Source organism: Paenibacillus sp. FSL L8-0502 (genome assembly GCF_038593055.1).
GTDB lineage: Bacteria > Bacillota > Bacilli > Paenibacillales > Paenibacillaceae > Paenibacillus > Paenibacillus polymyxa_D.
In genome coordinates, this window is the sequence record NZ_CP151958.1 from 4,932,470 (window position 1) to 4,947,917 (window position 15,448).

Sequence of the window (15,448 nt, forward strand, 5' to 3'; positions counted from 1 at the left end):
GCTTTCACTTGACGGCGGAGGCGCGCTTGTAGGATTAGAACGCGAATTCGATCGTATCGACGGCACTCTTTGCGCCTGCCGCCGGTTTATGACATTCAATCCGGCTTAGCTCGAGTTGTGGATTTTCCGCAATTTGAGACAGTACCCGCAGGTAATCCTCGGTCAAGGTGCGGATCATCGCTTCTTTGAACAGCTTGGTGGCGTAGAAGAAGCCCCCGCTCAGCGCCCCGTTGTTTTCATACATAAACAGCGTCAGATCGAACTTCGCTTCTTCCAAATGGTCAAGCTCGTAAGTCTTCAGGCTGACCCCTTCCAGCTCGGCGTCTCGTTCTTCGATATTTTGCAAGTCGAAAACGGCATCGAACAGCGGGAAGCGACCCGGCTCCCGCTTCACATTCAAACGCTCCACGAGCTCCTCGAATGGATAATCCTGGTTCTCGAAAGCACCCAAAGCCGTTTCCTTCACTTCTTCCAGGTAGGACAAGAACGTTTTGTCGCCCGACGGACGATTGCGGATCGCCAGCGTATTGACAAACATCCCGATGACCGGTTCCAAATCAGCGTTCGTTCTTCCCGCCACCGGGGTACCCACGACCAAGTCCTCCTGCCCGCTGTACTTGGACAGCAGCACGGTATAAGCCGCAAGCAGCACCATGAACAGCGTGCTTTCACGCTCGGCCGCCAATTCGCGCAGCCGCGCAGAGAGAGAAGCTTCGACGTCGAACTCCAGATGCGCGCCTTCGTAGCTGCGAGCCGCAGACCGTTCGTAGTCCATCGGCAGGTCCGCCGTCGGCAACTCGCCTTCGAAGGTTTGCAGCCAGTACGCTTCCTGCCGCCCAATCCGCTCTCGGTGGGCCTTCGACTGCTGCCAAACGGCATAATCCTTGTATTGAATGCGCAGTGGCGGCAGTTCTTCCCCGGCGTAGAAACTCGAGAACTCATCGATCACAATCGCCATCGATACGCCGTCGGACACCATATGGTGCATGTCGAAAAGGAGAATATGCAGGTTCGGCTCCAGCTCGATGACCCCGGCGCGCAGCAGCGGCGGCTTGCCGAGATCAAACGGACGAACGAAGCTGCGGACGATCTGCTCGATTTGAGCCGCATCCTCTTTATCCGCTTGATGATGCTCGATAGCAAAATCGACCTGCGGGTAAATCCGCTGAACCGCTTCGGCCTTCACGATTTCAAAACCGGTGCGCAGCGATTCATGCCGTGTTATCAATTTCCGCAAGGCGGCTTCCAACCGGTCTAAGTCAAACTCGCCTTCCACCTGCACCAGCTCCGGCATGTTGTAAAGCTGATCCGCTCCATCCAGCGTGTGCTGAATGAACAGCCGTTTCTGCGCGGAGGACAGAGGGTAGTACTCTCTCTCCTCCGCTTGAGGAATGGCCTCATGCTCCCGCCGTTCCATCCGGGCGATCGCCTCGGCCATCGCCGCAATCGTCGAGTGACGGAATACGTCGCGCAGCGGCAGGTTGACGTTTAATTCCTTAAATACCTTGCCCGCCAGCGTCGTCGCCCGCAGGGAGTGGCCGCCGATGTCGAAGAAGTTGTCGTGAACGCCAATCTCCTTCGCAAGCCCCAGCACCTCCTGCCAAATCGCCGCCAGCTTCGTTTCCAGCTCATTGCGCGGTGCGACGTACTCCGTTCCGCTTCCCGCTTCCCCTTCCGGCGCTGGCAGCGCCTTCCGGTCAATCTTTCCGTTCTGCGTCAGAGGCAGGCGCTCCATCTCCACGAAGTACGACGGGATCATGTAGCCCGGCAGCTCCTGCGCCAGCGCGCCGCGCAGATCGTTCACTGCCAGCTCCGCTCCGGGATCCGGTGTGTAATACGCGCATAGCGCCTTCTGCCCGTTCGCGTCACTTCGAACCAGCACCACCGCTTCGCGCACGCCTTCCACCCGCAGCAGCTGCGACTCGATCTCGCCCGTCTCGATCCGGTACCCCCGAATTTTCGCCTGGTTGTCGATCCGGCCGATGAAGTCCACGTTGCCGTCTTCCATCCACCGCGCCAAGTCTCCCGTGCGGTACAACCGCTCGCCCGCGGCGAACGGGCTGTCTACGAACTTCTCTTCTGTCAGCCCCGGACGGTTCAAGTACCCGCGAGCTACCCCGACTCCGCCGATAACCAGCTCGCCCAGCACCCCGACCGGCACCGGATTCAGGTGCGCATCCACGATGTAGAATTTCGCATTCAGCCACGCTCTGCCGATCGGCACATGGCCTGTCTGCGGCAGCTTCGTCAGCGGCTCGTCGTAGAAACTTGAGTCGATCGCCGCTTCCGTCACGCCGTATGCGTTGATGATCCGGAACAACGAGCCGAAGCGTTCCTGCAAGGTCCGGTAATCCGCCACGCTGCAGCTGTCCGAGCTCGTGATCAACAGCTCCATCCAGCTCATATCCAGCCGCTGCTCGTGCACGTACTCCAGGAACGGCACGATCAGCGCCGGCGTCGATTCGAAGATCGTCACTTGCTGCTGGCTGATCCAGTAGTGCAGACGAGACGGATCGATCCGGTCGTCCTTCGGCACAATCACCATCGTGCCTCCGTTGTACAGCGCCCGCGCGATATCTCCCACGAACACGTCGAACGAGAAGCTTGCGAGCTGCAGCAGCCGCACCGGGAACTGATCCAACCGGTATTCCCGCCGGTAGCCCGCCGCCGTGTTCACCAGGCTGCGGTGCTCGATCATCACGCCCTTCGGCTTGCCCGTCGTTCCCGACGTATAGATCACGTACGCCAGATCCTCCGGACGGGCTTCATGGAAGCTGTCGGTGCCAACATTCTGATGGCTCTCATCGCCGTCGTCCACAGTATCCGTCAGCTTGCCGGAGACTATGCCCGAGCCAATCGGCGCATTCGCCCGCTCCTCGCTGTACGACGCTTCGTCGTCCAGGTACAGCACCGCCGCCAGCGCCAGCTCCTCTTCGTCAAGCCAGGCTTCAGCACGCTCTCGCAGCGCCGTTTGCGTCAGCAGCACCTTCGCTCCGCTGTCTTCGAGCATGAACCGCACGCGCTCCGCCGGATAATCCGGGTCGAGCGGCACATACGCCCCGCCCGCTTTCCAGACGGCCAGCACGGCCACCAGCAAGTCCACCGAACGCTCGGCGAGAATGCCGACGATCGTCTCCCGGCCGATGCCGCTTGCGCGCAGCGTAGCCGCCAAGCGGTTCGCCCGCTCGTTCAGCTCCGCATACGTCAGCCGGTCGTTCTCGTACACGACGGCCGCCTCTTCCGGCGTGCGCTCCGCCTGTTCCTCAAACAGCCGGTGGAACGCGGCCGCAGGAGCCGCTTCCGGCTGCGCCGGGTTGAACGCGCCGATAATTTGTTCTTTTTCCTCTGCCGTCAGCAAGTTCAGCTCGGCAATCTTCGCATCCGGACGGCTTACGATCGTTTCGAGCAGCTGCTCGTAATGTTTCGCCAGCCGTTCGATCGTCTCCCTTTTGTAGAGAGCCGTCGCATATTCGAAGCTGTAATCCAAGCCGCCGTTCTCCTCGCCCACATCCAAGCTGATATCAAACTTCGCGGTATCTAATACGCTCGGATAAGGAATCAGGCGAAGCCCTTCCAGCTCAAATTCCTCGTTTTCCGTATTCTGCATCGTAAACAGCGTGTCGAAGAGCGGATTGCGGCTTAAATCACGGGTGACTTGCACCTTGTCCACCAATTCTTCGAACGGATAGTTTTGATGCTCGAAGGCATGGAGGGTCGTTTCTTTGACTTCGTTCAGGTATGACAGGAATGTCTTTTCCGAAGCCGGATAACTGCGGATAGCCAGCGTGTTTAAGAAAATCCCGATCAACGGCTGCACATCTCCATGATTCCTTCCGGCAATCGGCGTACCGACGATCACGTCTTCCTGACCTGAATATTTATGCAGAAGGACGTTATACGCCGCAAGCAGCACCATAAACAGCGTCGTGCCCGTTTCCGAGGCCAGCTGCTTCAGGCCGTCGGTTTTCGAAGCGTCGAAGGAAAACTCCAGCGTTTGGCCTTCGTAGCTCTGCACGGCCGGACGCGGATAGTCGGCCGGCATTTCCAGCACCGGCAGCTCGCCTTGGAACATGTCCAGCCAGTACGCCTCCTGACGCTGAAGCCGTTCTTTCTGCTCCTGCGAATGCTGCCAAACGGTGTAGTCTTTGTACTGAATGCGCAGAGGCTCCAATTGCTCGCCGCCGTACAAGCGGACGAATTCTTCAACAAAGATTTCCATCGAGACGCCATCGGAAATAATATGATGCATGTCGTACATTAGAATATGACGTTCCGGAGCCAGCTCGACAAGGCCTACCCTCAGCAGCGGAGGCTTCGCCAAGTCAAACGGACGGACGAAACGGCGAACCATCTCTTCGGCCTCTTGCTCATCCACTCGATAGAACTCCACGGCAACATTCACGTCCTGGTAAATCCGCTGCGATGCTTCGCCGTCCACCATTTCGAACCCGGTGCGCAGCGTTTCATGCCGCGCCACGAGCTTACGGAACGCTTCTTCGAACCTTGCCCGGTCCAAAGCACCCTCCAGCAACATCGCTTCTGGCATGTTGTAGCTAAGCTCCGCGCCTTCCAGTTGATTCAGGATAAAGAGACGTTTTTGAGCAAAAGATTGCGGGTACACCTCTCGGTCATCCGCCACCGGAATGGCAACGAATGTCTGCTCATCCAGCCGGGAAATGGCGGCGGCCATGCTCTCAATGGTGGAATGGCGGAACACGTCGCGCAGCGGCAGATCCACGCTCAATTCTTTATGAATCTTGCTGACCAGCGTCGTCGCCCGCAGGGAGTGACCACCGATGTCGAAGAAGTTGTCGTGAACGCCAATCTCCTTCGCAAGCCCCAGCACCTCCTGCCAAATCGCCGCCAGCTTCGTTTCCAGCTCATTGCGCGGTGCGACGTACTCCGTTCCGCTTCCCGCTTCCCCTTCCGGCGCTGGCAGCGCCTTCCGGTCAATCTTTCCGTTCTGCGTCAGAGGCAGGCGCTCCATCTCCACGAAGTACGACGGGATCATGTAGCCCGGCAGCTCCTGCGCCAGCGCGCCGCGCAGATCGTTCACTGCCAGCTCCGCTCCGGTATCCGGCGTGTAATACGCGCACAGCGCTTTCTGCCCGTTCGCGTCACTTCGAACCAGCACCACCGCTTCGCGCACGCCTTCCACCCGCAGCAGCTGCGACTCGATCTCGCCCGTCTCGATCCGGTAGCCCCGGATTTTCGCCTGGTTGTCGATCCGGCCGATGAAGTCCACGTTGCCGTCTTCCATCCACCGCGCCAAGTCGCCCGTGCGGTACAGCCGCTCGCCCGCGGCGAACGGGCTGTCTACGAACTTCTCTTCCGTCAGCTCCGGACGGTTCAAGTACCCGCGCGCCACTCCGACTCCGCCGATGACCAGCTCGCCCAGCACCCCGACCGGCACCGGATTCAGGTGCGCATCCACGATGTAGAATTTCGCATTCAGCCACGCTTTGCCGATCGGCACATGGCCTGTCTGCGGCAGCTTCGTCAGCGGCTCGTCGTAGAAACTGGAGTCGATCGCCGCTTCCGTCACGCCGTATGCGTTGATGATCCGGAACAACGAGCCGAAGCGTTCCTGCAAGATCCGGTAATCCGCCACGCTGCAGCTGTCCGAGCTCGTGATCAACAGCTCCATCCAGCTCATATTCAGTTGCTGCTCGTGCACGTACTCCAGGAACGGCACGATCAGCGCCGGCGTCGATTCGAAGATGGTGACCCGCTCCCGCTCCATCCAGTGGTGCAGACGAGACGGATCGATCCGGTCTTCCTTCGGCACAATCACCATCGTGCCTCCGTTGTACAGCGTCCGCCCGATATCTCCCACGAACACGTCGAACGAGAAGCTTGCGAGCTGCAGCAGCCGCACCGGGAACTGATCCAGCCGATATTCCCGCCGGTAGCCCGCCGCCGTGTTCACCAGGCTGCGGTGCTCGATCATCACGCCCTTCGGCTTGCCCGTCGTTCCCGACGTGTAGATCACGTACGCCAGATCCTCCGGACGGGCTTCATGGAAGCTGTCGGCATTCGCCCGCTCCTCGCTGTACGACGCTTCGTCGTCCAGGTACAACACCGCCGCCAGCGCCAGCTCCTCTTCGCCGAGCCAAGCTTCGGCACGCTCTCGCAGCGGCGTTTGCGTCAGCAGCACCTTCGCTCCGCTGTCTTCTAGCATGAACCGCACGCGTTCCGCCGGATAATCCGGGTCGAGTGGCACATACGCCCCGCCCGCTTTCCAGACGGCCAGCACGGCCACCAGCAAGTCCACCGAACGCTCGGCGAGAATGCCGACGATCGTCTCCCGGCCGATGCCGTTTGCGCGCAGCGTGGCCGCCAAGCGGTTCGCCCGCTCGTTCAGCTCCGCATACGTCAGCCGGTCATTCTCGTACACGACGGCCGCCTCTTCCGGCGTGCGCTCTGCCTGTTCCTCAAACAGCTGGTGGAACGCGGCCGCAGGAGCCGCTTCCGGCTGCGCCGGGTTAAATGCGCCAAGAATTTGCTCTTTTTCCTCTGCCGTCAACAAGTTCAGCTCGGCAATCTTCGCATCCGGACGGCTTACGATCGCCGCAAGCAAATGTCCGAAATGAGTCGACAGCCGCCGGATCGTGCTTTCTTTATAAAGAGCTGTTGCGAATTCAAAGCTGCACTCCAGGCCGCCGTTTTCTTCCGTAACATCCACACTCAGGTCGAACTTGGCCGTGCCGTATTCGCTAGGGTACGGGGACAATTTCAGCCCTTCCAGCTCAAACTCTTTATCCTCCAAGTTTTGCAGGGAGAACATCGTGTCAAACAGCGGGTTGCGACTCAAATCCCGGCTGACCTGCACTTTATCGACGAGCTCTTCGAACGGATAATTCTGATGCTCGTAAGCGCCTAAGGTCGTTTCTTTCACTTCTTCCAGATACGAGAGGAAGGTCTTCTCCGAAGCCGGATAATTGCGGAGCGCCAGCGTATTGACGAACATTCCGATCAAAGGCTGCGTGTCTCCGTGCGTTCTGCCCGCAATCGACGTTCCGACGACCAAATCGTCCTGACCTGTGTATTTATGCAAAAGCACGGTATATGCCGCAAGCAGCACCATATACAGCGTCGTTCCTCTTTGGGCCGCCAGTTGCTTTAAGCCTTCGTTCGTTGCCTCGTCCACGAAGGACGTCAGCGTTTGTCCCTCAAAGCTCTGCACGGCAGGACGCGGATAGTCCGTCGGCATTTCCAGAACCGGCAGCTCGCCCCGGTAACGGTCCAGCCAGTAAGCTTCCTCGCGTTTCAACTGCACTTTTTGCTCGTCCGACTGCTGCCATACCGCATAGTCCTTGTATTGAATGCGCAAAGGCTCTAATGACTCGCCGCCGTACAGACGAACGAGTTCCTCGACTAACACGTCCATCGAAACCCCGTCGGAGACGATATGGTGCATGTCGAACATCAGCAAATAACGTTCGGCTGCCAGCCCTACGAGCTCCGCCCGCAGCAGCGGAGGCTTCGCCAAGTCGAAAGGCCGGATGAAGGCCTGCACGACTTCAGGCGCTTCTTCCTCGCTCGCACGACGGTACTCGACGGCAAAGTCGACGCTCTCGTAAATGCGCTGTACTGCTTCGCCTTGTACAATCTCAAAGCCGGTTCGCAGCGTTTCGTGCCGTGCGATCAGTCCGCGGAAAGCCTTCTCCAGCAGGCTCCGGTCAATTGATCCTTCCAGCAGCAGCACGCCCGGCATGTTGTAGCTCTGATCGGCCCCTTCCAGTTGATTCAGGATAAACAGCCGCTTCTGAGCTGAGGAAAGCGGATAATATGCTCTTGTGCCTGCCAGCGGAATCGACGAGAACGACTGCTCTCCGATCGAGGAGATGGCGAGAGCCATCTCCTCGATCGTCGAGTAGCGGAATACGTCGCGCAGAGGCAGCTCAACGTTCAGCTCCTGATGCACCTTGCTCACCAGTGTCGTCGCCCGCAGGGAATGGCCTCCCAGGTCGAAGAAATTGTCCAGGACTCCAATGCCGGAGTAGCCCAGTACTTCCTCCCAGATCTTCACAAGCTGGGACTCCGTCCGGTTACGCGGCGCTACGTATTCGACGCCCGTTTGTATGCCGCCTTGCGGCTCCGGCAGCGCTTTGCGGTCCACTTTGCCGTTGGTCGTCAGCGGCATGCGCTCCAACTGCACGAAGTACGACGGGATCATGTACCCCGGCATTCCCTGGGCCAGCGAGGTTCTCATTTCGCTGACCGTCAGCGTTCGGTCCGCCACAAAGTAGGCAACAAGCGCCTTCTCGCCCTCGCCGTCCTGACGGGCGAGCACCACCGCTTCTTCCACGCCCTCGACGTTCAGCAGCTGCGTCTCGATTTCGTCCAGCTCGATCCGGTACCCGCGGATCTTCACCTGATGATCGATCCGGCCCAGGTATTCGATGTTGCCGTCCGGTAGCCAAGCCGCCAAGTCACCCGAGCGGTACAGTTTCTCCCCCTCCGCAAACGGGGAATCGACGAACTTCTCCGCCGTCAGATCCGGACGGTTCAGGTATCCTCTCGCAAGGCCTTCCCCGGCCACGTACATTTCGCCCGCTACGCCGATCGGCACAGGGCGGCGGTTTTCATCCAGGACGTACACCTTCAGCGTCGGGATCGGCTTGCCGATATTACTCTTCGCCGCCTCCATTTCGACCCACGTGATTTCCTTATATGTAACGTGAACAGTCGTCTCGGTAATGCCGTACATATTGATCAGCTTCGTCTCCGGGTACTTCGTCTTGAAGCCCTTGAGCTGCAGCGGACTCAGCGCTTCGCCCCCGAAGATGACGTTGCGAATCCGCAGATCGTACGGATGGTCCGCCAAGACCTCACGCAGTAGCTGGTAGAAGTACGTTGGCGTCTGGTTCAAAATCGTGACCTGTTCGCGGCCCAGCAGCGCCAGGAAATCGGCCGGATTTTTCGCCGTCAGCGGCGGTACGATGACCAGCTTGCCTCCGTACAGCAGCGCTCCGTACATTTCCCAGACGGAGAAATCGAAGCAGAACGAGTGGAACAGCGTCCACGTGTCAGACGGCCCGAAGTCGAACAGGTTCTTGTCGTTGAACAGGAGGCGCACGACGTTCTTATGCTCGATCAGCGTTCCTTTCGGTCTGCCGGTCGTTCCCGACGTGTAGATGACATATGCCAGGTTGCCCGGCCCGGAAATTGGCTCCAGGTTCGAAGCGTCCAACGCACCTTCGGAGTCCGCCCCTCTGTCGCCCCAAACGAAATCGTCCAATTCGAGGCGCGTTCCTGCGAAGTCGGTCTTCTCGTGCAGATGCTTTTGAATCAGCAATAACGGCGCGCCCGAATCCTCGATCATGAAGCGGATGCGCTCCTCCGGGTAGTCCGGATCGACAGGCACGTATGCTCCGCCCGCTTTGAGAATCGCCAGAATGCCAACGACCATATCGAGCGAGCGTTCGGCCAGAATCGCTACCAGTTGGTCCGCTTCTACTCCCGTCTCCCGCAGCTTCCGCGCAAGGCGGTTGGATCGCTCGTTCAGCTCGCGGTAAGCCAGCTGTCGCTCGTTCATGACGGCGGCCACGTTGTCCGGGTAAAGCTCCGCCTGTTCTTCGAACAATTGAACGAGCGTCTTCTCGCGCGGAAATTCCGTGGTGGTGTCGTTAAAACGTCCGAGAAGGTCGGCCTTTTCCGCCTCCGTCACAAGTTCCAGCTCGCCCACTGTAATTTCCGGGTTATCCGTCACCTGCTCCAGCAGATGGACGAGATGTCCCTTGAGCCGCTCGATGCTGTCTTTATCGAACACTTCGGCGTTAAAGTCAAACCGGATTTCGATTTCGACTCCCGGCACCACGGTCACGTTGAAGTTATAGTTCGTCTGCTCCTCCATCTGAACGTCAGCGATCGTCAGGTCGCCGTGCTGCTGGTCGCCCGCCTGCTCCATCTGCTCGTCCACCGGATAGTTCTCGAAAGCGATGATATGGTTGATCAGGTTCTGCTTTTGCACGCTGCGGGCTTGAATTTCATACAACGGATAGTAATCATAACGCCCGGACTCCAGCGCCCACTCTTGGAGCTTCGCCATCAGGTCGGCGAACACGGTGTCCGCTTCGCTCGTGACGCGGACCGGCACCGTATTGATGAACAGCCCGATCATGGACTCGATACCCGGGATTTCCGCCGGTCTTCCGGCCACGACGCTGCCGAATACGGCATCGTTTGTTCCGTTATATTTTTGCAGCATAACGCCCCAAGCGGCTTGCAGCAGCGTATTGACCGTAACCAGGCGCTGTTTCGCCACCCGGTCCATCCGCTCGCTCAAGTCCTTGCCCAGCTCGGCGGTGACGTGATCAGCCGTAAATCTGCCGTTCGGCGCCGATTCCTTTTGTCCCGGGAGTACGGTTTGCCCTTCATAACCTGCCAGGAATGCCGTCCAATAGCCGGATGCCGCCTGATCGTCCTGTTTCTCCAACCATTCGATGTAAGCGCCATAATCCGATCCCTTATCTCCCGCTGGCTGCTTGCCGGATGCCAAGGCCGAGTACGTCTCAAACAGCTCCTGCGTCAGCTGCGGCAGGCACCAGCCGTCCATCAAAATATGCTGGAAACTCCACAGCACATGATAGCTTTGCTCTTCGGTGCGCAGGATCGTAACCCGAACGAGCGCGTCATGTTCCATGTCGAAGCCGCGAAGTTTGTCATCCTCGGCCTTTTTATCCAAATACGCTTGTTTCTCGTCCGCCTGCAAATGAAGCAGCTCTTCATATTCAAAGCCGACCGGCTTGTCGCGGTATATGATTTGCAGCGGCTCGCCCGCCGGTCCTTGCACAAAATTCGCCCGCAGCACCAAATGACGTTTCGCAAGTTCCGTCCAGCTCCTCTCGAAAAGCTGGACGTCGAGTACTCCCCTCATCGTAAATCGCGTCTGCTCGAAGTAAGCGGCCGTTTGCCGGTCAAGCGCGCTGTGGAACCACATGCCCTTCTGCATCGGCGTAAGCGAGTAAATATTTTCGATTTCCCCGAGATGGCCCGAGCGCTGGGCGATTTGCTCTAGTTCGGCGATGGTCAAGCCTTTAAATTGCACGTCGCTAGGCGTCAATTCGGTATTTTCTTTGCCTGCGCAGTGGATAATGAGCTCTCGTAGACTTTGCTCAAGCCGCTGAGCGAAGGCTTCCATCGTTACCTTGTGATACTGCTTCCGGCTGTAGCTAAGATCAAGCGATAAAGCGCCGTCCAGCACCATGCCGTTGATATCCAGCACAAAGCTGCGGGCCTGCCGGTCGCTGGCCGGGCTGCCGCTGGAATAAGAAGATATACCGATCTCGTCCTGGTTGACATCATCGTCGAACTGGCCGAGGTAATTAAAATTAATTTCCGGCTCTGCGCCCCAAACAAAGCCATCCTCCGATTTGGAGAGATAGCGGCATATGCCGTACCCAAGCCCTTTGTTCGGAATGCGGCGCAAACTTTCCTTGACCTGTTTAATCTGATAGGCCAAATCCCGGTCGGTTTCCGGCTCTAGGACGACCGGAAACTTGGTCGTAAACCAGCCGACTGTGCGCGTGATGTCGATATCCGTTCCGATCGATTCGCGTCCGTGTCCTTCGAGATTGATCCGCACCCGTTCGTGTCCCGTCCACTTGCGAACGGCTATGCCGAGCGCCGTTACCAAAATATCGTTCATTTCGGTGTTGTAGGCCCGGTGAACCCGCTTCAGCAGCAGCTCCGTTTCTTCGGGAGTCAAACGCACGAACAGCGATTCGCTGTCCTGCTGCGTCGTAACGTCCGCCTCCAGATCCTTCGGCACGGCCGGAACCGCAATTTGTTCCACGGCCTGCCAATAGGCCCGTTCCTTCGCCATCTCCGGGCTTTGCGCGTAAGCGGCCTGCTGCTCGGACCAAGTGCGGTACGCATCCGTTTTGGCCGGGAAACGAATTTCCTCGCTTTTGCCGGCCTGCTCGTAACCCAGAGCGAAATCCTCCATCAAAATGCGCCAAGACACGCCGTCCACCACGGCATGATGAACCGCGAGCAGCAAATGATCGTCGTCCGCGCACCGGAACAGTCCCGCCTTCACGAGGGGCCCGTTCTCCAGATCGATGCCCGCTTGAATGTCCGTTGCCTTCGCTTCCACAGCCTGCGCGGTATTCTCCGCATCCTTGAAGTCGAACACGTCCAGCGTGAACAGCCCGCCTTCCTGAATCGCGCGGGTCCGCGCGCTAAACCCTTGTTCCGTCTTGCGGAACACCATCCGCAAGGCGTCATGATGCTCGGCCAGCTTTTGCAGCACCTGACGCACCGTCTCTTCGTCGAAGCGTTCCTTCCGGTACAGCATCACCGACTGGTTGAAATGATGCGGGTCCGCAAAGGAGCTCTCGAAAAACCAATGCTGAATCGGCGTCAGCGCCGTTTCACCCGTTATTTCGCCTTGATCGATGGTACGTCCGATCGGTTTCACATGCAGGCTGAGCTGTGAGATAGTCGGATATTTGAACAAATCCCGGATTTCCAGCTTGTACCCGGCTTGATGAAGCCGCGAAGATACTTGAATGGACTTGATCGAGTCTCCGCCCAGCTCGAAGAAATGATCCGTTACCCCAACGCGATCGGCGTTCAATACCGCCTGCCACACATCGGCAAGCGTCCGCTCCGCTTCATTGCGGGGAGCTACGTACGCGCCGCCGGTCAGTGCGTTTCCTTCCGGGGCGGGCAAAGCCTTGCGGTCGATTTTGTCGTTCGGCGTGAGCGGCATCCGCGGAAGCTGAACAAAATGCGCCGGAATCATGTAATTCGGCAACTTTTGCGCCAGCTCGCTTCTCAGCTCGCCGAGCGTAAGCGGGCGGCCCGCGACCAGGTAAGCGCACAGTTCTTGCCCGCTTTTGCCTTCCCGCGCGATTACGATCGTCTCCTGCACGGAGTCGATCTTCAGAAGCTGCTCTTCAATCTCGCCGATCTCGATCCGGAATCCACGGATTTTCACCTGATGGTCAATCCGGCCCAAGTACTCAATATTTCCGTCCGGCAGCCAGCGGGCCAAGTCGCCCGTCCGGTACAGTCTCTCTCCGGGCTCAAACGGGTGTTCGATGAATTTCTCCGCCGTCAGATCCGGCCGGTTCCAATATCCCCGGGCGAGGCCGACGCCCGCGATGCATAATTCTCCCTCCACTCCGATAGGCGCTAGCTGATTCTGTGCGCCCAGTATATACAAGCGATGGTTCCAGATCGGACGTCCGATCGGTATCGCTCTGCGTTCGGTGTCATACGTAGACGCCGCCCACACGGATGTGGCGATCGAGGCTTCCGTCGGACCGTACGCGTTATAGTACTGTACCTTGTCTTTCCACTGCTGCACGAATTCTGCTGAAACGGCGGAGCCCGCCGTGATGAGCCTGCTCAGACTCGGCAGGCGGTCTGAATTCAAATAAGCCGCATAAGTTGGCGGCAAAGTGGCGATCGTAATTGCATGCTCGTTCATGAAACGTTCGAACAGCTGATCATCCAAAACCGTCTCGGTTGACGGTATATATAAGGTCGCCCCGAAATACAGGGCGTTGAACATCTCCCAGCACGACGCATCGAACGATAGGCTGGCGAATTGCAGCACTCGATCCTGTTCGGTCGTGTGAAGCGTATGGGCAAACGTCAGTTTCAGGCTGACCAGCCCGCGATGCTCCAGCATGACCCCTTTGGGTTTGCCCGTCGTACCTGATGTATAGATGACATAAGCCAGATCGTTCGGACCGCTGGCCGGCTCCAGGTTCGAGCCATCGTCGCTGTAGGCCTGCTCGTCATCCAGCGCCACCACGGTCCCTTCGAACGGCACCTGCAGCAGCAGCTCCCTTTGAGTCAGCAGCAACTGCGCGTTCGAGTTCTCCAGAATGTAGCGGATGCGTTCTTCCGGGTATTCCGGGTCGATCGGCACGTAGGCACCGCCAGCTTTCAGAACCGCCAGAATGCCAACGACCGTCTCCAGCGATCTCCTGGCCATCAAGCCTACCAGCTGATTGGGCAGCACGCCGACCGATCGCAGCGTCCGCGCCAGCCGGTTCGCCCGTTCATTCAGCTCCGCGTACGAAAGCCGCCGCCCCTCAAAGACAACCGCCGTCGCTTCGGGCACCCGCTTCGCCTGCTCCTCCACGAGCTGATGAATCGTCCGATCACGGGGATAGTCCTTCTCGGTATCGTTAAAGCTTTGCAGCAATTGAAATTTCTCGTCCTCCGACAGCATGTCCGCCCGCACGATGTCCAGCTCCAACTCGTGAAGCCCCACGGCCAGCAGGCGATTCAGATGGCCGACGACCCGAGTCATGAACTCGGAGTCATATAAGTGCTCGTTATATGACAGCGCTAGCTGTATCGTCCCGCCGGTTAAGCTGAATTCAAAGGAACAATCCGTGACCACGTTTTGCCCGATTTCGTCCAGATGCAGCTCCTTAAGGGATACTAGCGTATGGATGACGGGTATCCCGTCTGCATATTGCAGGTCCAGCTTCTCCGCCATTTTCAAGAACGGAATATGTTGGTGCTGAATCGCTTCCGGCAAGGAAGTCCTCAGCTCGCTCAGAAGCGTTTTAAAAGTCGCACCCACCGAAAGCGAGTTTTTCAAAATGACCGTATGATTAACGGATCGGCGCGTCTCCGTCGGTTTCCGTACAACTGGCATGCCGACCAGAATGTCAGAAGCGCCTGTATATTTATGCAAGAGCGACTGAACACCGGCGAGCAAAATCATAAAAGTGGCCAGTGGAGCCCCCTTGCTCATTTGAAGGACGCGCTGCGCCACTTCCTCCGAAAGCGAACCGCCGACGGTTGTCATAATGGGCGCCAGGGAGCTTGGAGCTTTGCTGTAAGGCAGCCGCGTCAAGGTATAATCGTCGCTACCGAATTTTTCGTTCCAAAACAACGTTTCTTTTTCAAAAGCCATCTGGATCGTTCCCCTCTCTTCATCGGCAAAAGCAATCCGGCGGAGCATATGCCGCAGCAACGCTCCAGCCTCGCTCCCCGCCTTTTCAAACATGTGACAACAATGTCAATGGCTTTCGCCAGGTCACCGCTTCGCTTGCCCGGTTGATCGCATGCGGCAATCCTCTGCCTAGCAGCTGTCCCGCTCGGCTCCCATGCGTGAAAGACAACAAAGAGCATTGTTCTACGCAAGAGATGCGGCTGCTTCCGGCTCCTCTGCTTCAATATGCTTGCTGCGGACGAGCCGCCCGAAGACGGGCTTTGGTTTAACATTGGGTTCGGAATTGGATTTGGGGGTGGACAAGGGATGTTCCTCCCATCGATGTAAGACTTGCTGTAGGGTTCCGGCCGGCCAGCAGAAAGTCGGCCGTACCTCCGGATTCGGCACCCGAGCTGCCTTTGTCGAAGCCTATGTTTAAGGATATTGATACACTCTATGTACGATTTGTGTATTCCCCCGCCTGGTGTGGATAAGTAAAGATCCGGCTGCGGGGTAGTGAGCTTTTCCTGACGATTA

1 protein-coding gene is annotated in these 15,448 nt (G+C 58.2%); it reads right to left on the reverse strand.

Features of this window, described 5'->3' with window-relative positions; all coding sequences use genetic code 11:
* Positions 1–34 precede the first annotated feature (34 nt).
* On the reverse strand, positions 35–14,986 hold the full coding sequence (locus NSQ57_RS21595; RefSeq protein WP_342425280.1) for an amino acid adenylation domain-containing protein: 14,952 nt from the start codon (positions 14,984–14,986) through the stop codon (positions 35–37).
* Between the last annotated feature and the right edge of the window lie 462 nt (positions 14,987–15,448).

Coding starts and splice junctions, on each gene's coding strand:
- NSQ57_RS21595 (WP_342425280.1), bottom strand. CDS start 14,986: ATGTTTGAAAAGGCGGGGAGCGAGGCTGGAGCGTTGCTGCGGCATATG.